At 73.0% G+C, this 22,259-nt stretch carries 10 protein-coding genes; 3 read left to right on the top strand and 7 right to left on the bottom strand.

Annotated features, from left to right (window positions below; all coding sequences use genetic code 11):
• Positions 1 to 30: 30 nt before the first annotated feature.
• The 7 genes from LN042_RS13570 to LN042_RS13545 all read right to left on the bottom strand — a co-directional run bounded on the left by LN042_RS13570 (position 31) and on the right by LN042_RS13545 (position 19,349).
• Complete coding sequence (locus LN042_RS13570; RefSeq protein WP_230051427.1) at positions 31 to 4,578, bottom strand: non-ribosomal peptide synthetase; 4,548 nt, start codon at positions 4,576 to 4,578, stop codon at positions 31 to 33.
• Positions 4,579 to 4,604: 26 nt separating this feature from the next.
• Positions 4,605 to 9,545: a non-ribosomal peptide synthetase gene (locus tag LN042_RS13565; protein ID WP_230051426.1), complete on the bottom strand. Its 4,941-nt coding sequence runs from the start codon at positions 9,543 to 9,545 to the stop codon at positions 4,605 to 4,607.
• A gap of 210 nt (positions 9,546 to 9,755) precedes the next feature.
• Positions 9,756 to 9,887, bottom strand: coding sequence for a hypothetical protein (locus LN042_RS37260; protein WP_283843716.1), 132 nt, complete (start codon positions 9,885 to 9,887; stop codon positions 9,756 to 9,758).
• A 402-nt stretch (positions 9,888 to 10,289) separates the two neighbouring features.
• Positions 10,290 to 10,808: a flavin reductase family protein gene (locus LN042_RS13560; protein WP_230051425.1), complete on the bottom strand. Its 519-nt coding sequence runs from the start codon at positions 10,806 to 10,808 to the stop codon at positions 10,290 to 10,292.
• A gap of 518 nt (positions 10,809 to 11,326) precedes the next feature.
• Positions 11,327 to 13,774, bottom strand: a complete 2,448-nt coding sequence (locus LN042_RS13555; RefSeq protein ID WP_230051424.1) for a SpoIIE family protein phosphatase — start codon at positions 13,772 to 13,774, stop codon at positions 11,327 to 11,329.
• Between the two features lie 76 nt (positions 13,775 to 13,850).
• The gene (locus LN042_RS13550) at positions 13,851 to 18,116 is read right to left on the bottom strand and encodes a HAMP domain-containing protein (protein WP_230051423.1); all 4,266 of its coding nucleotides are present in this window, start codon (positions 18,114 to 18,116) and stop codon (positions 13,851 to 13,853) included.
• Between the two features lie 351 nt (positions 18,117 to 18,467).
• Positions 18,468 to 19,349, bottom strand: coding sequence for an RNA polymerase sigma factor SigF (locus LN042_RS13545; protein ID WP_230051422.1), 882 nt, complete (start codon positions 19,347 to 19,349; stop codon positions 18,468 to 18,470).
• 249 nt (positions 19,350 to 19,598) lie between these two features.
• Here LN042_RS13545 and LN042_RS13540 point away from each other — a divergent pair, with 249 nt between their 5' ends.
• From LN042_RS13540 to LN042_RS13530, 3 genes are all read left to right on the top strand, one after another.
• Positions 19,599 to 19,976 carry an STAS domain-containing protein gene (locus LN042_RS13540; protein ID WP_230051421.1) on the top strand — a complete coding sequence of 126 codons (378 nt, stop codon included), beginning with the start codon at positions 19,599 to 19,601 and terminating at the stop codon, positions 19,974 to 19,976.
• Positions 19,977 to 20,067: 91 nt separating this feature from the next.
• On the top strand, positions 20,068 to 20,583 hold the full coding sequence (locus tag LN042_RS13535) for an ATP-binding protein (RefSeq protein ID WP_230051420.1): 516 nt from the start codon (positions 20,068 to 20,070) through the stop codon (positions 20,581 to 20,583).
• 781 nt (positions 20,584 to 21,364) lie between these two features.
• Entirely contained in the window at positions 21,365 to 21,664 is a 300-nt protein-coding gene (locus LN042_RS13530) for a WhiB family transcriptional regulator (RefSeq protein WP_230051419.1), read from the top strand.
• The last annotated feature ends 595 nt before the right edge of the window (positions 21,665 to 22,259 follow it).

Raw genomic sequence — 22,259 nt, 5'->3', positions numbered from 1 at the left:
TTGGATTGCACGATCGGGTGTTTCGAACTGTCAGTGACCGGACGCGAGGGCGTCGAGGGCCGCCAGGAAGGCGGTCGCGTACTCGGCCACCGCCCGCTGGGGTAGCCGGGCCCGGTCGTGGTCGACCAGCAGCAGACCGTCATCGGAGGTCGGGTCCAGCACCACGGCCGCACTGAGCGCGAAGTTGGTCGGCTCGTGCCGCATGGTGGGCTCGAAGCGCAGGCTGTCGCTGACGATCCGGGTCTCACCCTCGGCGAGCCGGCCCAGGGCGTGGAAGCGCAGGAAGCCGAAGTTGCTGTCCAGCGCGGTTGCGGCCATCATCCGGGCCAGGGTGGCGAACGGCATCCGGCGGTGGGGCAGCATCGCCGTCTCCTGCTCGTGCAGCAGCCTGGCCAGCGCCCCGGGGGCGCCGTCCACCGCGGCGCAGACCGGCACGGTGTTCAGGAAGAGGCCGAGCGCCTCGGTGCCGCCGTCCCGGTCCAGTCGGCCGTTGACCGACAGCCCGGTGGTCACCCGGGGCGCGCCGGTGATCCGGCCGAGCGCCAGCAGATGGGCGGCGAACGCCGCGCTTTTGGGCGTGCCGCCACTGTTGGCCGCGGCCAGCCGGAGCGTGGCGTTGACACCTCGCAGCAGCCGCTCGGTGCTGCGCATGCCCGACTCGCCTGCCAGTGGGGCGAGATCGGCCCGCGGGCGCAGACTGCCGTCCACGCCCGCCAATCGGTCGCGCCAGAAGTCCAGCGCCGCCCGGTCGACCGCGACGGCGCGCTCGGTGGCGACGAACTCGCCGAAGCCGGACTTCGGTGCGGCCAGCGGCGGGATGCCCGGGTTCGCCAGCAACTCCGCGTGTCGGCTGAGCAGTTCCGACAGTAGCGAGGTGAAGCTCCAGCCGTCCAGGATCGCGTGGTGCTCGGCGAGGGTCAGCTGGAAGGCGTCCTCGGCGAGCAGCTGCACGCTGACCGCGAAGAGCGGGGCCTCGCCGAGCGGGAAACCGGTGCGCCGGAGCCGCTCGAACTCCTGCCGGATCGCCGACCGTCGCGCCGGCTCCGGCAGTCCGCGCAGGTCGGCGACCCTGACCGGAGGCGCGAGCGTGCCGTGCACCAACTGGAGCGGCTCGCCGAAGGAGACCAGGTCGATCGAGGTCCGCAGCACCGGGTGGCGCTCCATCGCCTCGGCGACGGCCTGCTCGAAGAGCGCCGGGTCGAAGGCGCCGCTGACCCGGTAGCTGTTGACGTTGTGATAGCTGTCGGTGCCCCCGGAGAGCTCCATGTGGTAGGCCATGGCCAACTGCATGCTCACGGTCGGATAGGCGTCCACCACGCCGTCCGGCAGGGCCGCCCGGTCGGCTGCCTGGAGCAGCGCGAACGGCCGTTGCTCCACCGGCTCCTCGCCCGCCAGGTCCGCCGTGGCGGCCTTGGCCAGTGCCGCCACCGTCGGCTCGGCGAAGAAGTCCTGCAGCGGCACGACCCAGCCCGCCGCCCGCAGCGCACTCGCCACCCGCACCGCGCGCAGCGAGTCGCCGCCCAGGTGGAAGAAGTTGTCGCGGGCCCCGATGTCCCCGGTGCCCAGCACCTCGGACCAGATCTTGGCGACCAGGACCTCCAGGTCACCGCTCGGCGCCACCCGCTCGCCCGCGGCGCGGATCGCCGGCGCCGCGGACGGCTCCGGCAGCGCGGCCCGGTCGATCTTGCCGTTGGTGGTCAGCGGCAGCGCGGGCAGCACGGTGAAGCTGGCCGGAACCATGTACTCCGGCAGCGTCGTGCGCAGGTGGCGGCGCAGCTCGGCCGGGTCCGGCGCACCCTGCGGCGCGGTCGTGAGGTAGGCGGCCAGCCTCCCCTCCCCCGGCGCGGCTCCGTGCACGGTGACCACACAGGTGGCCACGGACGGATGGGCGGCCAGCGCGCTCTCGACCTCGCCCAGCTCGATCCGGTAGCCGCGGACCTTCACCTGCCCGTCCCGCCGGCCCAGGTACTCCAGCCCGCCGCCCGGCAGCCGGCGCACCAGGTCGCCGGTGCGGTACATCCGCGCCCCCGGCACCGGGCTGAACGGGTCGGCCAGGAAACGCTGCGCCGTCAGGCCGGACCGGTTCACATAACCGTGCGCCAACGCCTGGCCGCCGATGAAGAGTTCGCCCGGTACGCCATCCGGCACCGGCCGCAGCCGGTCGTCGAGCACCACCTGGGTCAGGTGCCCCAGCACCGCGCCGACCCGGCTGCGGTCGAAGTCCCGCGCGGTGTCCGCGGCGATGTCGTGGGCGGTCGCGTGCACGGTGGTCTCCGTGGTGCCGTACAGGTTGCACAGCACGGCGGGCGGCGACTGCGGCAGCTCGAACCAGCGCCGCACCGCGGGGGGATCGAGCGCCTCGCCGGCCAGCAGGACCCGGCGCAGCCGTGGCAGCGGGCGCGGGCGCTCGCCCAGTTCGGTGGTCAACTGCCGGAAGGCGGAGGGGGTCTGGGAGAGCAGGGTGACCTGTTCGCGAGCCAGCAGCGCGGCGAAGTCCTCGGGCGAGCGGCAGGTCAGGTAGGGGACCACGACCAGCCTGCCGCCGTGCAGCAGCGCGCTCCAGATCTCCCACACGGAGACGTCGAAGGCGTAGGAGTGGAAGAGCGTGGCCACGTCGCCGCTGCCGATCCCGAGCCGTGCGGCGGTGCCGGCCATGAGCTCGCCGACGCTGCGGTGGGTGATCTGCACCCCCTTGGGCCGGCCGGTCGAGCCCGAGGTGAAGATGAGGTAGGCGACGTCGTCGGCGGTGGCCGCCGTTCGGGGCCGGTGCGCGGGGCGGCGCGCGATCGCGTCCGCCTCCCGGTGCAGGTGCACGGTCCGCCAAGAGCCGACGGACGTGCCGTCCGGCTGGTCGCTCACCACCACCCGCACCTGGGCGTCGGTGAAGGCGAAGGCCAGCCGCTCGCTCGGCGCCGTGAGGTCGACCGGCACGTAGGCCGCGCCGGTCTTGAGGACGGCGAGGATCGCGACCACGGCGTCCACCGTGCGGTCCAGGTGGAGCCCGACCCGGTCGCCGCACCGCACCCCGGCCGCGTACAGGTGGTGGGCGAGCCGGTTGGCCGCCGTGTCCAACTCGGCGTAGTCGAGCGAGCGGGTGCCGTCGGTGACCGCGACGGCGGTGGGCGCCTGGTCGACCCGGCGCTCGAAGCCACGGTGCAGCGGGAGCCGGTCACCGGCCGTTTCGGCGGGCCGGGGCAGCAGGGTCGGCCGCCCGGCCTCCGGCACCAGCGGAAGCACGCCAAGCGGCGTGTCCGGCGCGCTGAGCGCCTGGTCGAGCAACTCCCGCCACGCGGTGGCCAGTCGGGCGATGGTGGTCCGGTCGAACAGGTCGGTGCTGAACTCCACCTCGCCGCGCAGTTCGCCATCGTCGTAAGTCGACCAGATCAGGTCGTACTTGGTGGTTCCGTTGGGCTGCGACCGGCCGCGACCGGTGGCGTCACCAAGCCGCAGTCCCGCCGGGTCCTCGGTGTGCGCGCCGAACAGCAGCTGCACCAGCGGCTGGTGGTTGGCCGCACGATCGACCGTCAGCTCGTTGACGATGCTGTCGAACGGGGTGTCCGCGTGGCCGTAGGCGTCGAAGGAGGTGTCACGGGCCTGCTCGACCAGCTCACGGAAGGTGGCCGCCGGCTCCGTGCGCAGGCGCAGCGGCAGCACGTTGATGAAGTAGCCCATCAGGTGGTCGAGTTCGGGTCTGCTGCGGGTGGACATCGGGGTGCCGATCACCAGGTCCCGTTCCAGGGTGTACCGGTGGACCAGCGTGGCGAAGGCGGCCAGCTGCACGGTGAACGGGGTGGCCCCGAGCTCGCGGGCCAGCTCTGCCACCCGGGCCGCGGTGCCGGGCGCCAACGCGTAGCGGTAGGTGTCCCCGTGGGATCCGGCCCGGTCCGGGCGGGGCCGGTCGGCGGGCAGCGTGGTGACTGCCGGCGCTCCGCTCAGCTGCTGCCGCCAGTAGGCCAGGTCACGCTCGCGCGGGGTGGACCGCTCCCAGGCGCTGTAGTCGGCGTACTGCACCCGCAGTTCGGGCAGGTCCGGGGTGCGGCCGGTCAGCGCCGCGTCGTACAGCTCGGTGAGCTCGCGCTCGAACAGGCCCATCGACCGCTCGTCCGCGACGATGTGGTGGAAGACGGCGACGAGGGTGCTCCGGTCGCCACCGTCTCCAGCGTCCTGTGCCGCGTGCCGGATCAGCCGGACGCGCAGCAGCGGACCGTCGGCGAGGCTGAACGCCTCCCGGGCGTCCTGCGCCACGGCGGCCGCGGTGGCCGCCGCGCGCCGGTCGGCCGGCAGGGCGCTCAGGTCGGTCAGCGCGATCGGGACCGGCAGATGGGCGTGGACCTGCTGGTAGGGCTTGCCCCGGTCGACGGCGAACGTGGTGCGCAGCACCTCGTGCCGGGCCAGGATCGCGTCCAGCGCCTGCTGGAGCGGCGCCGGGTCGACCGGCCCGTCGAGATCGAGTACCCAGGTGATGTTGTACGCCGCGCTGCCCGGGCTGAGTTGGTCGAGGAACCACAACCCGCGCTGCAGGCCGGACACCGGCGCCCGGTCGGCACGCAGCCGGGTCAAGGCATGGTAGTTGCCCATGATCACTCCAGTTCTGTGGCCCGGCATCAGGCCAGGTGGGCGGCGAGGGCCGAGACGGTCTTGCAGTTGAAGACCAGTCGGGGCGGTACCTCCCGGTCCAGCGTCTCGGCCAGCAGAACCGCGACCCGGACCGCGCGCAGCGAATCCCCGCCGAGCTGGAAGAAGTTGTCGTCGACGCTGATGCCCGGTACGCCCAGCACCTCGGACCAGATGTCGGCGATCCGCCGCTCCAGGTCGCCGGCGGGCGACTGGTTGCCGGTGTCCGGCTCCTGCACCCGCCCGGCGGCGAGGTCGGGGGCGGGCAGCGCCCGGCGGTCGACCTTCCCGTGGGGGGTCAACGGGAGTTCGGCCACCGGAGTGAAGCTGGCGGGCACCATGTACTCGGGCAGCGTCGCCAGCAGGTGGTGGCGCAGCTCCGCGGCCTGTGGCAGGACGCCGGGCTCGGCCGTGAGGTAGGCGGCCAACTGCTTCTGCCCCGGCGCCGGTTCGTGGACGATCACCGCGCAGGTGGCGACCTGCGGGTGGGCGGCGAGGGCGTTCTCGATCTCACCCAGCTCGATCCGGTACCCGCGCACCTTCACCTGGCCGTCCCTGCGGCCAATGAACTCCAGGACGCCGTCCGGCAGTCGGCGCACCAGGTCACCGGTCCGGTAGAGCCGCGCACCGGGTTCGGCGCTGAACGGGTCGGGCAGGAACTTCTGTGCCGTCAGGGCGACCCGGTTGAGGTAGCCGTGCCCCAGTGCCGGTCCGGCGATGTACAGTTCGCCTACTTCGCCCTCCGCGCTCGGTCGCAGCCGCTCATCCAGCACATGGACGGCCCGGTCACCCAGCGCGCGGCCGATCGGCACCACCTCGCGGTCCAGGTCCGCCGGCCGCACCTGGTGCACGGTGGCGGCCACCGTCGCCTCGGACGGGCCGTAGATGTGCACCACGTTGGTGCCGGGCAGCTCGGTCAGCATCCGGCGGAAGTGGTCGGAGGGAATCCGGTCGCCGCCGAGGATCAGGTCCCGCAGGTTCTTCAGCAGCCCCGGATCGGCCGTGACGACGGCGCCGAAGGCGGCGGCGCTGAGCAGCAGGACGGTCGCGCCGTGGTCGGCCGCGAACTGCGCGACGCTGATCGGGTCGCGGTCGCCCGGGTCCGGGATCAGCACCCGGCCGCCGGACAGCAGCGCCGGGTACAGGTCGAGCAGGTGCCCGTCCCAGCTGAGTGCCGAGTGCAGCACCGCTGCCGCTCCGGGCCCCCAGCAGGCGTACCCCTGCCCCGCGAAGAACCCCGGCACGGCCCGGTGCGGCACCAGTGTGCCCTTCGGCACCCCTGTGGAACCCGAGGTGTACGGGACATAGAACGCGTCCTCCGGTGACAGCCGAACGGCGGGTGCGCTGGTTTGACGGCTGTGCAACTCGGGGTCGGCCAGGTCGAGCACCCGCACCCCGAGACCTGCCGCCGTGGCCGGATCCGCGCTCACCACCACGCCCGGCGCCGCGTCCCGCGCGAAGTGCGCCAACCGCTCGAACGGCACCCCGGGCTCCAGCGGCAGGTACGCCGCCCCCGCCTTCAGCACCCCCAGCATCGCCGCCACGCACTCCAGCGACCGCGCCAGGTGCAGCCCCACCCGGTCACCCACACCCACCCCGTGGCCCCGCAACCACCAGGCCACCTGGTTCGCCCGCTCGTCCAGCTCCCGGTAGGACCACTCCCCCGCCCCCACCTGGACCAGCGCCACGGCCTCCGGGCTGATCCGCACCTGCTCCTCGAAGAGGTCGACCACCGTCCCGGCGGCCGCCACCGGCTCACCGACCGCAGCCGCTGGGTCCGTGGTGTAGTGGGCTAGCGAGTCGATCCACTCCCGGCAGAACGCGGCGACCGTCGCCCGGTCGTACAGCCGCGCGTCGAACTCGATCCAGCCGCGCAGCGCGGTGCCGGGGTCCTCGATCATCCAGACCTGCTCGAACTTGGCCACCTGGTGCGCGTGCAGCCGCCTGGTTCCGGTCAACTCGCCCAGCCGGACCGGCGATCCGCTGGCCGGGTGCAGCTCGAAGGCGGTCTGGAAGAGCGGGCTGACGTCGAGCCGCCGATCGTCGAGCACCGCGTTGACGATGCCGTCCAACGGGATGTCGCGGTGCGCGTGGGCGTCGAAGGAGGTGTCGCGGACGTGCCGGACCAGGTCGCGGAAGCCCTGCCGAGCGCCGACGGTCAGACGCAGCGGCAGCATGGTGAGGAAGCAGCCGATCAAGCCGTCGAGTTCGGCTCTGCTCCGGGTGGTGACCGGTGTGCCGATCACCAGGTCCTCGCCCTGGGAGTGCCGGTGGACCAGCGCGGCGAACGCGGCCAGCAGGACAGTGAACGGCGTTGCGCCCTCGGCGCGGGCCAGCTCGCGCACCCGCGTCACGGTCCCGGCCGGGATCTCGAAGCGGTGGCTGTCGCCGCGCGATGAGCCCTGCTCGGTGCGCGGCCGGTCGGCGGGCAGCCCGGTGACCTCCGGTGCACCGCGCAACTGGCCGACCCAGTAGTCGAGATGAAGCCGCTCTGGCTTCTCCTGCTGCCATCTTGCGTAGTCGGCGTACTGCACCGGGAGTTGGGCCAGTTCCGGCTCGCCCCGGGTCAGCGAGGCAGTGTACAGCCCGCCCAGCTCGCGTTCGAAGACGGCCAGCGAGGACTCGTCCCAGACGATGTGGTGGAAGACCGCGACCAGGGTGCTGTGTTCGTCGCCGTGCTGGATCAGCCGCACCCGGAAGAGCGGCCCGGCGGCCAGGTCGAAGGGCGCCCGCGCGTCCTCCTCGATCGCCGCCGTCTGCGCCGCCGCCCGCTCCCCGTCCGTCAGCGCGGTCAGGTCGGTGACGGCGAGCGGGGCCGGCCGAGGGGCGTGGATCAGCTGGCGCGGTTCGCCCCGCTCGGTGCCGAAGGTGGTGCGCAGCACCTCGTGCCGTGCGACCAGTCCGTCCAGTGCCGCCTGGAGGGCGGCCGGATCGACCGGACCGTCGAACTCCAGGACCCAGGGGATGTTGTAGGCAGTCGAGTCCGGGTCGAACTGGGCGTGCGTCCACAGGCCGCGCTGCAGTCCGGACAGCGGCGCGCTCGTGGCCGGCCGCCGGGTCAGCTCCGGCCCCGCCGCCGAGGCGCTCGCGGCGGTCATCGCCGCCGCGAGTTCCCTGACGGTCGGTGCCTCGAAGACGGTCACGTGGGAGACGTCCGCGTACGGGGTCTCCAGCATCCGGCCCGCGACCCGCAGGGCGGTGAGCGAGTCCCCGCCGAGGTTGAAGAAGTTCTCGTCCAGGCCGATGCCGTCCACGCCGAGGGTCTCGGACCAGATGCCGGCGATCAGGCGCTCCAGCTCGCTGCTCGGCACGTCGTCCTGCGCTTGGCCCGCTGCCTGCGGCAGGGCCTGCGCCGGGGCCGGCAGTGCGCGGCGGTCGATCTTACCGTTGGCCGTCAGCGGCAGCGCGGGCAGCACCGTGAAGGCGGCCGGCACCATGTACGCGGGCAGCAGCGCGCGCAGGTGGCGCTGGAGTTCGTCGGTCCGCGGAAGGCCGTTCCGCTCGGCCGTGACGTACGCCGCCAACCTCCTGTCCCCCGGGGTCGGCTCGTACACGGTCACCGCACAGGTCGCCACCTGCGGGTGCGCGGCCAGTGCGTTCTCGATCTCCCCGAGCTCGATCCGGTAGCCGCGCACCTTCACCTGGTCGTCCCGGCGGCCGCCGAACTCCACGGTGCCGTCCGCCAGTCGGCGCACCAAGTCACCGGTGCGGTACATCCGCGCCCCCGGCACCGGGCTGAACGGGTCGGGTACGAAGCGCTGTGCCGTCAGGCCGGGCCGGTTGAGGTAACCGAGCGCCAGTGTCGCCCCGCCGATGCACAGCTCGCCCGTCACCCCGTCGGCGACCTCGTTCAACTCCTCATCCAGCACGTGGAGTTCCCGGGCCCCGAGGCTCCGGCCGATCGGCACCGGGCGGGCCGCCTGGGCGGTGCGCACCTCGTGCACCAGGCTGGTGATCACCGCCTCGGTCGGCCCGTAGGCGTTCAGCAGCCCGATCCCGGTCACCCGCAGCCAGCGCGCGGCCGAGGCGGCGGGCATCGTGTCGCTGCCGCAGACCATCAGCCGAAGGCTCGCCAACTCGCCCGCGTAGTGGTCGAGCGAGGCCGTGAACTCCTGCCAGTACCCGGCCGGCAGGTTCGCCACCGTGACGCCCTCGCGCCGGATCAGCGCGGCCAGCTCCGCCGGCGCGGTCACCCGCGCCTCGGTGACGGCCAGGCGCGCCCCGGCGGTGAGCGCGGTGAGCACCTGCTCCACCCACACGTCGACGTAGGGCGCGCTGAACTGGAGCACCACGTCGTCAGGCGTGATCCCGAACCGCTCCCGCGCGGTGGCGAGGTGTCCGTCCAGGACCCCGCGGCCGACGGCAACACCCTTGGGGATCCCGGTCGTGCCCGAGGTGTAGATGACGTAGGCGACCTCGCCCGGGTGCGCGATCCGCCGCACGGCGGTACCGGCGTGGGCTGCGCCGTCGGACAGCAGCACCGCGCCGCTGTCCGCGAGGATCGCCGCCTGGCGTGCCTGCGGCGCCTCGGGGTCGAGCGGCAGGAAGGCGACGCCGGCCTTCAGCGCGGCCAGCAGCGCGACGACGTACTCCACCCGGTCCGTTGCCCGCACCCCCACCACCCCGCCGGGGCCGGGCGCCAGCTCCGCCAACCGGTCGGCCAGCGCATCACTTCTCCGCGCCAGCTCGGCGTAGTCGACGGTGCGGCCGGCCAGTTGAATCGCCGGCCGCGACGGGGTGCGCCGGACGGTGGCGGCGATCAGCTCCAGACAGGCGGGCGCCCCGGGGGCGGGTACCGAGCACGCGGCGGTATCCGGCGGCAGTGCGGGATGCGCCGGCGATCCGGGTTCGGCTCGCGGGTCGGGATCCGAACGCGGTGCGGGTACCGACGGCGGTTGCGGACTCAGCGGCGAACTCTTCGACTCGGCCATGTCCGAAAGCCAACCGCGCCGGGCCACCCGGCAAGGGCAGAGCATCCGGCAGGAGAGCGGCAGTTCGCTCGGGAGAGCGGCAGTTCGCTTGGGAGAGCGGCAGTTCGGCCCGTCGCCGATCTGCCGCTGGACAGCGCAGCCACCGCGGTACGCCGGGCGAGTCCGGCGGCCTGGCGAGCCTTGGGACTGCGCTCCCGTCCGACCTCGGGCTCAGACCCGAATCCGCAGGTACTGGTCGATGGTCGGCGTGTTGATCTCTGCGCTGGCCATTGGCTCGGATTCGGGGTGTTCGGGCAGGCCGGTGGCCTGGCTGTCGTACCAGGGGACGGCTTCGGCATCCACAAGGAGGCCCTGCCGTCCTGGGTGCGCCTGCCGAGGCCGACCACCGGTGAAGCGGCGACGCGGCCCGAGTCGGTGCCGCGTCGAAGGCCACGCCGGCCGACAGGAAACGGGCGTACGAACCGGCTGCGGCGCGGCCGGCCGGTCGGCCGCGGTCTCCGCGTCGCGGCCGTCCGCGAGGCGCACAGCGTCAGCTCGGTTGGGGCGGTGGATCCCGTTCCACTGCCTGTTCTGTTGGGCGTTTCTGTGGCTTCTTCCAAGCAGACGGACTTCAAGGCATGGAAGACGCGCGAGACGGACAGCAGAGCCTGCGGTCCGTGAAGGGGAGCTGCTGGTCTTTACGGGAGCTGCCGATCTTTCGGGAGCTCGGCGCCTGAGCGGGCCGACCGGGGCCCGGGCCAGTCCTCAGGCCGGGTGACCCGCCTGGATGTCCTGCACCTGACGGTACGACAGCGGCCGGATCTGCTGCCGTCGGCCGCCGGCCACCGGGGTGAGCAGGAAGCCGACGTGGTCGCCGCCCTCCACCCGGTCGACCACCCGGCCGACGAACCAGGCGGGCGCGTCGTGGAGCAGCGGGGCGCCACCGGGGCCGGGAACCCAGTCCACCCCGGCGAACTTGTCGACCTCGTCGCCGGTGTGGCCGCCGAACAGTTCGGCCAACCCGTGGCCGGGTGGCAGCAGGTGGACGGCCAGGTGATCGGTGCCCAGGGCGACCTGGTAGGTGCGGTTGGCCATGGAGATCCACACCATGAAGCGCGGCGGCCGGATCGAGCACTGGCTCGCGAAACCGACCAGGCAGCCGGCCCGCTCCGCCGCGGTCGCGGCCGTCACGATGTAGACCGGGTAGTCCAGCAGGTCGGTGAAGGCCGCGAAACCCCGTTCCGCCGAACGGTCTCCGGCCGCACGCGCGGACGGCCCGCTCATGCGGCTGCCCCGGCGGCGGAGCAGGGTCGTTGAGCGTGGGGCGGGGCTCCCTGCCGTCGGGGCGCCGGGACCCTGGCCGCGGCGGGTTCCCCGGCCGTCCACGGGCTGCCGGAGTGCGTCGCGGCCGCGTGGGGCGGCCGGCCGGACCGGTCGTGCCGCGGGCCGGCGGTGGGGGCCTGAGCTGTGGTCATTTCGCCTCCTCGGCGGGGCCACGGACGTACGGCGGTGCAGTACGGAGTTTCCGGGCGTTCCGCGCGGCGGGGCACCCGGGGCCGGACGTTCGGCGATGCGTATCCCCAGCGGCCCGCGCGCCAAACGGGGCCGCGCTCCGCCCCTGCGCCGGGACGGCCCGGACCACGGGGCACCGCACGGCCGGTGCCGCGTCGGGCAGCGGCGCCTCCGCCGGCCTGTACCCGGGGGCCGGCACCGGTGGCGGCCCGGCCCCGCCGACAGGGAAGCCCGGCCACTGGCAACGGGCTCCCCCCGGGGGCCGCCGTCCCCCCTGGGGGGCGGTGGGCTCAGCTCCGGGCGGCGTCCGGGGCGGCCGGAGCCTCGCACACCGACACCCCGACCAGGCAGGTGTCGTCATCGGTGTCCGCCGCGCTGTAGCGCAGCAGGTGGTCCAGCCTGGCCTCGAGGTCGGACCGGTCACTGGCGGAGTCGGTGCCGGCCTTCTCGGTCAGCGCCAGCAGGCCGGCCATGGACGCCTGCAGCGACTCGTCCCGCCGCTCGATGAGGCCGTCGGTGAACATCACCAGGGTGTCGCCCGCTTCCAGCTGGACTTCGTGCTCCTCGTACTCGGCCTGGTCGAGCACGCCGAGCAGCAGACCGCCGAGCTGGGGCAGCGCCTCGGCCCGGCCCATGCGCAGCAGGACCGGCGGCAGGTGTCCGGCCCGGGCCCAGCGCAGTCGGCGCGTCCCCGGGGTGTACAGCCCGCACACCGCGGTGGCGGTGACGTTGTCGGTGAGGTGGTGGGTGACGCTGTTGAGCCAGGACAGCAGCTGCGCGGGCCCGGCGCCGGTGGCGGCCAGGCCACGCAGGGCGTTGCGGAGCGCGACCATGCCGGTGGCGGCTTCGACGCCGTGCCCGGCGACGTCACCGACGCACAGCAGGACCTCCCCGGTGGGCAGGGCGAGGGCGTCGTACCAGTCGCCACCGACCAGGTGGTCCTTCTCCGCCGGCCGGTAGCGAACGGCCACCTGGAGGTCGTGCAGGCGCAGGGGGCCGCTGGCGGGCGGCATGATGGCGTGCTGGAGCTGGAGGGCCAGACGGCTGCGCTCGGCCGCCTGCTGTTCGGACTGCGCGAGCTGGTCCCGGGTGGCCGCGAGGGCCACCTCCGTCCAGTACTGGGCGGAGACGTCCTGGTAGGCCCCGCGGATCAGGGCGAGCCGCTGCTGCGAGTCGTGCACCGGCTCCGCGACGATCCGGATGTGCCGGGCGACGCCGTCGGGCCGCTGCAGCCGGAAGGCGCCGGACGCCGGGCGCTGGTGGTGCAGCAGGGTCCGCAGGAAGCGGCCGATCGCGTCGCGGTCGTCCGGGTGGGCGTGGTCGGCGAGCTGGTCCAGAGCGATCGGTTGGGCTGTCGGCGGCAGCCCGTGCAGCTCGAACAGGGCTTCGCTCCAGGCGATCTGACGGGTTCGCAGGTTCTCCTCGAACCCGCCGATCCGCCCGAGGCGCTGGGCGTGGTGGAGCAACCGGGCCACCCGCGACGTGCCGTCCTCCAGGCGCCATATGACCAGCAGGTGGCTGCCGTGGCGGCTGATGCTGACCTGTGCCTCGGCGTGCAGGGGCACGCCGTCGACGAGGGCGGCCAGGCGCATGGTCCTGGTGCGGAACGGCTCCCCGGTGGCGAACACGTGCTCGACCTTCTCGGCCAGCCCCCCGGCCTCGGCGGCCAGCGGGTACGCCTCCAGGAGCCGCGCGCCGACCACCGCGCTGGTGTGCCTGCCCGCGAAGTCGACGAAGTCCGGGTTGGCGTGCCGGATGACGAACTCCAGCGGCACCTCGCCGCTGCCCGGTGCGAGCGCCAGGACCAGGCAGGGGTCGAGGATCCCGTCGGCCAGCCGGCGCAGCCCGTCCAGCGCGGTGTCCGCCCCGCCCGTCACCGGGTCCCGGTCGCCCCAGGTCTCCAGGGTGACGGCGCACAGTTCGGCGAGCGCCTCGAACTGGCGCTGCAAGGACTGTGTCTGCGTCGGCAGGGGGCCCGCCCAGCAGATTTCCAGCACCCCGATCAGCCGTCCGCCGATCCCCGCCGGTACCGCGAGGCGGCCGCCGGAGAACTCGTGCTGGCCGATGGTCGGCACCGCGGCCTCGGCAAGGGTTCGGTAACCGACCGCGGAACGCTCGTCGAGGGCCCGCCGGGCGGGCGTGACCACCCCCGGCGGTACGTGCCGCCACCGCAGCGCCTCGGCCTCGCCGAAGCCCGCGCTGCCCTCCAGCGACAGCGACTGGTCGGGGTGGGCGCCCCAGACCGCGACCGCGACCGCTCCGAGCGGGCGCAGCGCGTGGTCGAGCATCGCCCGGGCCGCCGACTCGGTGTCGGCGGCGGTCAGGGCGTGGGCTTCGGCGCCGCGCAGTCGCAGCAGGGCGGGATCCGGGCGGTCGGTCCGGGAGGTGCTGACGAACGCCTGGGCGGCGGCGGAGATCCGGTCCGCGGAGACCTGGTTGACCAGGTCGGCGGCGAATTCGAGGACCGGGACCCGGGCCTGGTCGGCCAGGGCGGTCAGCTGGGCGGACGCCGCGGTCGGGCTGCAGCGCAACCGCTCGATCAGCACGCCGACGGCCATCTCGATGAGCGAGCGGCCCGCGGCGTCCGCGTGGGCGTGGGCGAGTTCGCCGCGCAGGCGCTCCACCGTGGCGGCGAGCCTGCTCAGCGCGCCCGGCTCCGGCTCCGGAGCGGGCCGGAGGGCTCGCGCCGGCGGGCCGGTGCCGTCCCGCTGTGCGCCGACCAGGCTGGTACCGGGCACGGCGGGGTTCCGTGCGGGGTGGTCCGTGACAGGGTCAATGGGGTGGTGCACGGCGGTCCTCTTGGGATGGGTGCGGTCAGCTCGCTGCCGGGTCCGGGGTCGGCGTCGTGAGGTGTCCCTTGATCCGGCTGATCAACTCGGCGGCGTCGACCGGTTTGGTCACGTAGTCGCTGGCGCCCGAGGCCAGGCTCTTCTCCCGGTCGCCGATCATGGCCTTGGCGGTGACGGCGATGATCGGCAGATCCCGGTGCTCGGGCATGGCCCGGATCGCGGCCGTCGCGGTGTAGCCGTCCATCTCCGGCATCATCACGTCCATCAGGATCACGTCGATCGCGGGGTGTGCCGTGAGGGCGTCGAGCGCGGCCCGTCCGGTGTCGGCCTGCAGGACGTGCATGCCGTGCATCTCGAGGATGCCGGTGAGCGCGTAGAGGTTGCGGTCGTCGTCGTCCACCACCAGGGCGGTCCGCCCGGCCAGCGAGGAGTCGATGTCCGAGCCCCAGGCGGGTTCGGCGCGGCGCGCCGCCGGCAGGATGCCGCCGGGGCGGTCGGTGCTCATGTGCAGGGCGATGCGTTCGCGCAGCTCGTCAAGGCTCGTGAAGACCTCCAGCGGCCGGGCACCGGTGTGGGTGAGCAACTCGTCGTCGGCCGTGAGGGCACGGCTCCGGTGGGCGAGGACCGGGACCGCGGCCAGGGCCGGGTCGCCCTCCATCTCCTTCAGCAGCGCCGTGGCGGCGCCGTCGGGCAGGTCGAGGTCCAGCACCACGCAGTGGCAGGGGCCGGCGGCCATGGTGGCCGCCACCTCGTGGGCCCCGACGGCCGCGACGATCTCCACGCCGTGCTCCGGCGGCCGGGCCAGCTCCGCCAGGGCGTTCTCGGCGACCAGGGCGAGGAGCCCGTGCGGGCGGGCCTCCACCACGAGCAGCCGGCGCGGCTGGGCCGGGCCCGCCGGTTCCCCGGGCGACCGGTCGTCCGGAGCGGCCGCTCCGGATGCCGGGGCGGCGGACGCTTCGAGCGCGGCGGGGCGGCCGGCGGGGAGGTACAGGGTGAAGGTGCTGCCCACGCCGAGGGTGCTCTGGACGGTGATGGCGCCGCCGAGCAACGAGGCGATCTCGCGGCTGATCGAGAGCCCCAACCCGGTGCCGCCGTACTTGCGGCTGGTGGTGCCGTCGGCCTGCTGGAAGGCACCGAAGACGGTCTCCAGGTGCTGGGGGGCGATCCCGACACCGGTGTCGATGACCCGGAAGGCGAGCACCGGTCCGCCGCGCCGCACGACGTCCGGGGCGTCCGGCCCGGCGCACTCGATGTGCAGCTCGACCCGGCCCTTCTCGGTGAACTTGACGGCGTTGGAGAGCAGGTTGCGCAGCACCTGACGCAACCTGTAGTCGTCGCTGAGGAGTTCGGCCGGCACTCCGTCGGCGGTGTGCACGGTGAAGGTGAGGTTCTTCTGGCTGGTCAGCGGCCGGAAGGTGGCCTCAACGTAGTCGAGCAGCGTGTGCAGCGGCACCGCTTCGATGTTGACGTCCATCTTGCCGGCCTCGACCTTGGACAGGTCGAGGATGTCGTTGATCAGCTGCAGCAGGTCCGAGCCCGCCGAGTGGATGATGCCCGCGTACTCGACCTGCTTGGCCGTCAGGTTCCGGCTGGGGTTCTGGGCGAGCAACTGGGCGAGGATGAGCAGGCTGTTGAGCGGGGTGCGCAGTTCGTGGCTCATGTTGGCCAGGAACTCCGACTTGTACTTCGAGGCCACGGAGAGCTCGTGGGCGCGCTCCTCGAGCTCCTGGCGGGCCTGTTCGATCTCCAGGTTCTTGGCCTCGATGTCGCGGTTCTGCTCCGCGAGCAGCTCGGCCTTCTGCTCCAGTTCCGCGTTGGAGACCTGCAGTTCCTCCTGACGGGCCTGCAACTCCTGTGACCTGGCCTGGAGTTCGGCGGTCAGACGCTGGGACTCGCCGAGCAGCTCGTCGGTGCGGGCATTGGCGATGATGGTGTTGACGTTGACGCCGATGGTCTCCATCAGCTGGTCGAGGAAGTCCCGGTGGACCTGGGCGAACGGCCGGACCGAGGCGAGTTCGATGACGCCGAGCACCTGGTCCTCGACCACGATCGGCAGCACCCTCAACGACAGCGACTCGGTGCTGCCCAGACCGGAGGAGGCAGCCAGGTAGCCGGGCGGCAGGGCGTCGACCTCGATGGTGCGCCGACTGCGGGCGGCCTGGCCGACGAACGACTCGCCCAGGCGGAAGGTGGTGGGGCGCTTGCCGTCCGGGTAGGCGTAGGACCCGACGAGCTTCAGCACGGTGCCGTCCTCGCCGTCCTCGGCGAGGTAGAACGCCCCGCACTGGGCGGCGACCAGGGGCGTCAGCTCGTCCATGACGGATTCGGCGACCATCGCGAGGTCGCGCTGTCCCTGCAGGAGGGCGGCGATGCGGGCGAGGTTGGTCTTCAGCCAGTCCTGCTCCTCGTTGGCCCGGGTCGTCTCGCGCAGCGACTCGACCATCGCGTTGATGTTGTCCTTGAGGTCGGCGACCTCACCGGAGGCGTCGACGCTGATGGAGCGGGTCAGGTCGCCGGCCGCGACGGCGCTGGTGACCTCGGCGATCGCACGGACCTGCCGGGTGAGGTTGCCGGCGAGCTCGTTGACGTTCTCGGTCAGCCGCTTCCAGGTGCCGGAGACGCCCTCCACCTCGGCCTGGCCGCCCAGGCGCCCTTCGCTGCCCACCTCGCGGGCCACCCGGGTCACCTCGGCCGCGAACGCCGACAGTTGGTCGACCATCGTGTTGATGGTGGTCTTCAGCTCCAGGATCTCCCCGCGCGCGTCGACGTCGATCTTGCGGGTCAGATCGCCCTCGGCGACCGCCGTGGTGACCTGGGCGATGTTGCGCACCTGGCTGGTGAGGTTGTGCGCCATGAAGTTGACGTTGTCGGTGAGGTCCTTCCACGTCCCGGCCACGTTGGGCACCCGGGCCTGGCCGCCCAGGATGCCCTCGGTGCCGACCTCGCGGGCCACCCGGGTCACCTCGTCGGCGAACGCCGACAGGGTGTCCACCATGGTGTTGATCACCCCCGCGAGCGCGGCGACCTCGCCCTTGGCCTCCACGGTGATCTTCTGTGACAGGTCGCCGCGGGCCACCGCCGTCGCGACCTGGGCGATCGAACGGACCTGCCCGGTCAGGTTGGAGGCCATCACGTTGACGTTGTCGGTGAGGTCCTTCCACGTCCCCGAGACCCCTCGGACGGTGGCCTGTCCCCCCAGGTTGCCCTCGGTGCCGACCTCGCGGGCCACCCGGGTGACCTCGTCGGCGAACGCCGACAGCTGGTCGACCATCGTGTTGATGGTCTCCTTGAGCTCCAGGATCTCGCCGCGCGCGTCCACCCGAATCTTCTGCGACAGGTCGCCCTCGGCGACCGCCGTGGTCACCGAGGCGATGGCCCGCACCTGGGCGGTGAGGTTGTCGGCCATCACGTTCACCGACTCGGTCAAGGCCCGCCAGGTCCCCGACACGCCCTTCACGTCGGCCTGGCCGCCCAGTCTTCCCTCGGTACCGACCTCACGGGCGACCCGGGTCACCTCACCCGCGAAGGAGGAGAGCTGGTCGACCATCGTGTTGATGGTGTTCTTCAGCTCCAGGATCTCGCCGCGCGCGTCGACGGTGATCTTCTGCGACAGGTCGCCTTCCGCGACGGCGGTGGCGACCTGGGCGATCGCCCGCACCTGGCCGGTGAGGTTGCCGGCCATGAAGTTCACCGAGTCCGTCAGGTCCCGCCAGGTCCCCGACACGCCCTTCACGTCGGCCTGGCCACCCAGTCTTCCCTCGGTACCGACCTCACGCGCGACCCGGGTCACCTCACCCGCGAAGGAGGAGAGCTGGTCGACCATCGTGTTGACGGTGTTCTTCAACTCCAGGATCTCGCCGCGCGCGTCGACGGTGATCTTCTGCGACAGGTCTCCCCTGGCCACCGCGGTGGCGACCTGGGCGATGTCCCGCACCTGGGTGGTGAGATTGCCGGCCATCGCGTTGACGGAGTCGGTCAGGTCCGCCCACGTGCCCGACACTCCGGGCACCTGCGCCTGACCGCCCAGCCGGCCCTCGGCGCCGACCTCGCGGGCCACCCGCGTCACCTCCGAGGTGAAACGCGACAGCTGATCGACCATGCCGTTGAACACGGTCGCGATCTCACCGAGCAGCCCGTCCGCCTCACCGGGCAGGCGGGTGCCGAAATCCCCGTCGCGCACCGCGGTCAGTCCGGCCAGCAGCTGCCGCAGCTCCGCCTCGCCGACCTGGGTGGGCGCGGAGACCCCGCTGCTGCCTCCGCGAGCGCCGTCGGTCCGTGTCGAGCCAGCCATCGAACGTCGCCTCTTCCTGTGCACAGTCCCGGCCCGACTCGCGGCCGACGGTCGGACAGACGGACGCCGACAGCGCGATCAAAGGCACGCACGTACCGGCACGAGGCTACCTCGGACCTGCCGGAGCCGGGAAAACCGCCGAGCGATCTCACCGCCGTTCCCGATCCCGGAGCAGCGCCGCCGGCAACGGCAGAGCCCAGCTGCGGCATTGGCGAGCCGGAGTGCGGGACCGGAGGTAACCGCTCGTTCTGCTCCGCCTGCCTCGGTCCGGGCCGCCGGCGCCCCGGGTCCGGCGGCGCCGGTCCAAGTGGCGGCTGGTGCCCGCCACTTGGGAGCGGCCCGTCGCCTCCGTCAGGCGAGCAGGGCCTCGCGCAACTTGCCCAGGGTGCGGGCGAGGATGCGGGAGACGTGCATCTGGGATATCCCGAGCTCGCGTCCGATCTCGGCCTGGGTGAGGTCCCCGGAGAACCGCAGCGAGAGGATCCGCCGTTCCCGGTCGGGCAGTTCGGCGATCAGAGGCTTGAGGCTCTCCAGCGCGAGCATCTTCTCGTACTCCGGCTCCTCGAAGGCGAGCCTGCCCACCAGGGCGGAATCCTGGCCGCCGTCGTCGTCACCGGTCGGAGCGTCCAGCGAGTGCGCGGTCTGCGCCCGCGCGGCGACCAGACCCTCCACGACCTCGGCTTCGGGCACTTCCAGGTGGGCGGCCAGCTCCGCGGGGGTGGGTGCCCGGTCGAGCAACTGCTCCATCTTGTCCGACGCCTTGGCGATGCTGAGGTGCAACTCCTGCAACCGCCGCGGCACGTGGACCATCCAGCTGGTGTCGCGGAAGAAGCGCTTGATCTCGCCGGTGATCGTCGGGATCGCGAAGGTGGAGAACTCCACCTCGTAGGACGGGTCGAAGCGGTCGATCGCCTTGATCAGGCCGACGGTGCCGACCTGCACGATGTCCTCGGCCGGCTCGCTGCGGTGCGCGAAGCGACCGGCACAGAAGCGCACCAGGGCCATGTTCAGCTCGATCAGGGTGGCACGCACGTAGGAGTATTCATCGCTCTCCTCGTCCACGGCGCGCAGCCGGACGAAGAGCACCTTCGAGAGTTCGCGCGCATCCGCCGGGCAGACCTTGGCCAGGTCCCCGACGTCGACGCCCAACTGCGTCCCGAGCGATCGGAGTTCGGACGCACCGGCGACGCGGGGGGCGGTCGTGGGCGAACCTATGGACACGGTGACCGGCATGTTCCGCTCCCTCGGAGTTCGGTGTGTGGTTGTTCGTCGGTCCACGGACGGTGGTGACGGGCGATCGGTTGCCCGCGATCACCGGAACCAATCCCGCCATCACGAAATCCCCACAGGGAACACCTATGCCCCACCCATCGGCGACCGACGGGCCACACATCCTGTGTGGATCCGGCCCCTCCCTCGACGCGCCGCCGCTCGGTGGTGGCACACTAGCGAGCGCGCCACATTCCAGTGCAGAGGAGTGTCATGCCCAGCAGTGCCGCCGAAGGAACCGGTCCCACCACCAGCCGTCTGACGGTGGACATCCGACTCCAGGACAGAAGCGTGGTCGTCTCACCCGCCGGTGAGCTGGACCACGACAGCGTCGCACTGCTGCACGAACGCCTCGCCGACGCGCTGGCCAACCCGGACACCGACCGCCTCGTGGTGGACTGCCACGACCTCCGCTTCTGTGACTCCACCGGCCTCAACGCCCTCATCGCCGCCCGTCGCGAGGCCCACGACGCCGGCGGCGCCCTGATCCTGGCCGGGCTGCGACCCGCGGTCGCCCGGATCTTCGAGATCACCGGGGCACACACCGTGTTCGACATCCGCCCCGACCTGGCCTCCGCAGTCACACGGTGAACACGCCCCGCCCGGGTGTCCGCTCCCTCGCAGCGGGCAGACGCCCCCCGGCGACCGAACCCCCGCCGCACAGCCGTCGAAGTGAGGACAGATGAGAGCGAGCGATCCGCGGACCAGCGACCAGCCGGTGCTGCCCTCGCTTGCTCCGCACGGCCAGACCCGCCGACTGACCCTGACCGGCGCCGCCGGCACCGTCGGCTGGTGCCGCGACCACACCCGCCGAGCGCTGCACGACTGGGGATGGCTGCCCACCGACGACCCCGACCAGCAAGCCCGCGCCGACGACGTCCTGATCGTCGTGTCCGAACTGGTCACCAACGCCTCCCGGCACGCCAATGGAGCCGAGCAACTCGTCCTGCACGCCACCCCTGGGCTCCTGCGCATCGAAGTCCTCGACCAGCTCACCGCGCCCCCGCAACCCCGCCACCCCCATTCGCCCGGCCAACTCGGCGGCCACGGCCTCTACACCGTCGCCCTGCTGGCCAGCCGCTGGGGCACCACGCCGCACGACGACCGGCCGGGCAAGTCCGTGTGGGCCGAATTCGACATCCCCAACCCACCGTCTCCTGAGCCGACCGGCAACCCGCCGTCTCCGCAGCCGACCTGACGACAAGTCAGGGCTGGCGAGGAGCTGGCCGTGAGCCTCCGACCGGCCGACCGCCGCGCCCACCCCACTGGCACCGGCTCGGGTGCCGCGGCGGGCATCGGCATCGGCCGCACTGCCGGTCGGCTCCCGCGAGGCGGGCGCCGACCGTGCCTCCACACCTTCCCGGGGGCCAACCCGGCGCCGACCGCCCGTCCCCCGGTCACTGGCGCGGGTCGGCGGGCCTCCCGGCCGCGCGCGCCCACGGGGAGCGGTTCGGCAGGCGCCCCAGCATGCTTTCACCCGTTGCGTCGGCGAACTGCCAGGCGCACAGTGCGCGCCCGGAGTGGATCCGGGGCGGTGCGATCACCTCCGTCGGTGTGACGGCCGCTCGACCCGGCCGCCGTCAACGACGAGCGACTGGTCGGGCTTTCGGGGAACAGACTTCCCCCGGGCGACCCCGCACTGCCCTGGCAGTGGCGGCGGCGCACGCCCTCTGGTGTTGTACGAGTCCCGCCGCAGGACCGCCGAAACCTCCACGCCGCTGGCCGGCACACCGCTGCCCTGGGCTGGAGGCACCGCTCCTGAGCTTTCCCAGCCGGGCGAGGCCGGGGGCGCGGCGGACCGCGAGCCCCGTCCGCCGCGCGGCGGGTACGCGCGACCGGCTCCGACGCGTGCGCCGCCCGCCCGAACCTCGCAGCGCCGACAACCTTCTGACATCACGCCAGGACGGCGTGAATGAGTCGGCGCAACCGGGACAGACGAGCGGTCGACCAGCTTTCCCGAAACGATGAGGATCACCTCCATGGCGCAGATCTCCCGCTTGCCCGGTGCCTACGACCACCATTGGAACTGGCAGCTGCGCGGCTCCTGCCGCAACACCGGGACCAGCCTCTTCTTCCATCCCGCCGGCGAGCGCGGACCTGCTCATGACGAGCGCGAGGAGGCCGCGAAGGCCGTCTGCGGCGGCTGCCCCGTCCGAGTCGAGTGCCGCCGCTACGCCCTCGCCGCCCGCGAGCCGTACGGCGTGTGGGGCGGCCTCACCGAGGACGAACGTCACCGGCTGCTCGCCGGTGGCCTGGTCGAGCGGAGGACAGCCGCCTGACGCGCATCGACCCGCCGCCGCGGCGGGGTGACGCCTGGGCTCCCGGTGATCGGCCTCCAGGGCCGGCCACCGGGAGCCTCCGCGTCCCGAACCGGGCTCCGACGCCGGGGACGTGCAGCAGGCCTGTCAGCACCTACCACCCACGCGGTTGGTCTCGATCGCCGCGGCCGGGTGCCGCCCGAACTCCTGGTGGCCGGCGTCCAGGCCGACCCCTCGGGAACCCTCCCGTCCAGCACTCGGTTACGACGCGGCGGGCGAGCAGCAGGTCCGATCGGCGCGAGCCACTCGCAGCCGGGGCTCAACCACCGCAGCGGGAGGACGGCGAGGCTCCCGGTGGCCGGCCCCCTGGGGCCAATCACCGGGAGCCTCGGCACCCCGTTCCGACGCGGCGGCCAAGCGCCGGCCCCGATCCCGGGAGCGAGCTACCCACGCGGTTGGGGTCAACTGCGCCTCCCCGCACCTGCGGGCAGCGGTGGGTCTGCCTGCGGCGCGCTCGCCGCACGGCAGACGGTAGAACGCGAGGCCCAGCGTGGAACGGGCGGCGACTGCCTGCTGCCAGGCCAGGACGGCCGACAGCGCGACCACCACCGGACCC

Source organism: Kitasatospora humi (genome assembly GCF_020907985.1).
Taxonomy (GTDB): Bacteria; Actinomycetota; Actinomycetes; order Streptomycetales; family Streptomycetaceae; genus Kitasatospora; species Kitasatospora humi.
The sequence above is the reverse complement of the archived record's forward strand: the minus strand, read 5'-3'. Positions and strand labels throughout refer to the sequence as shown.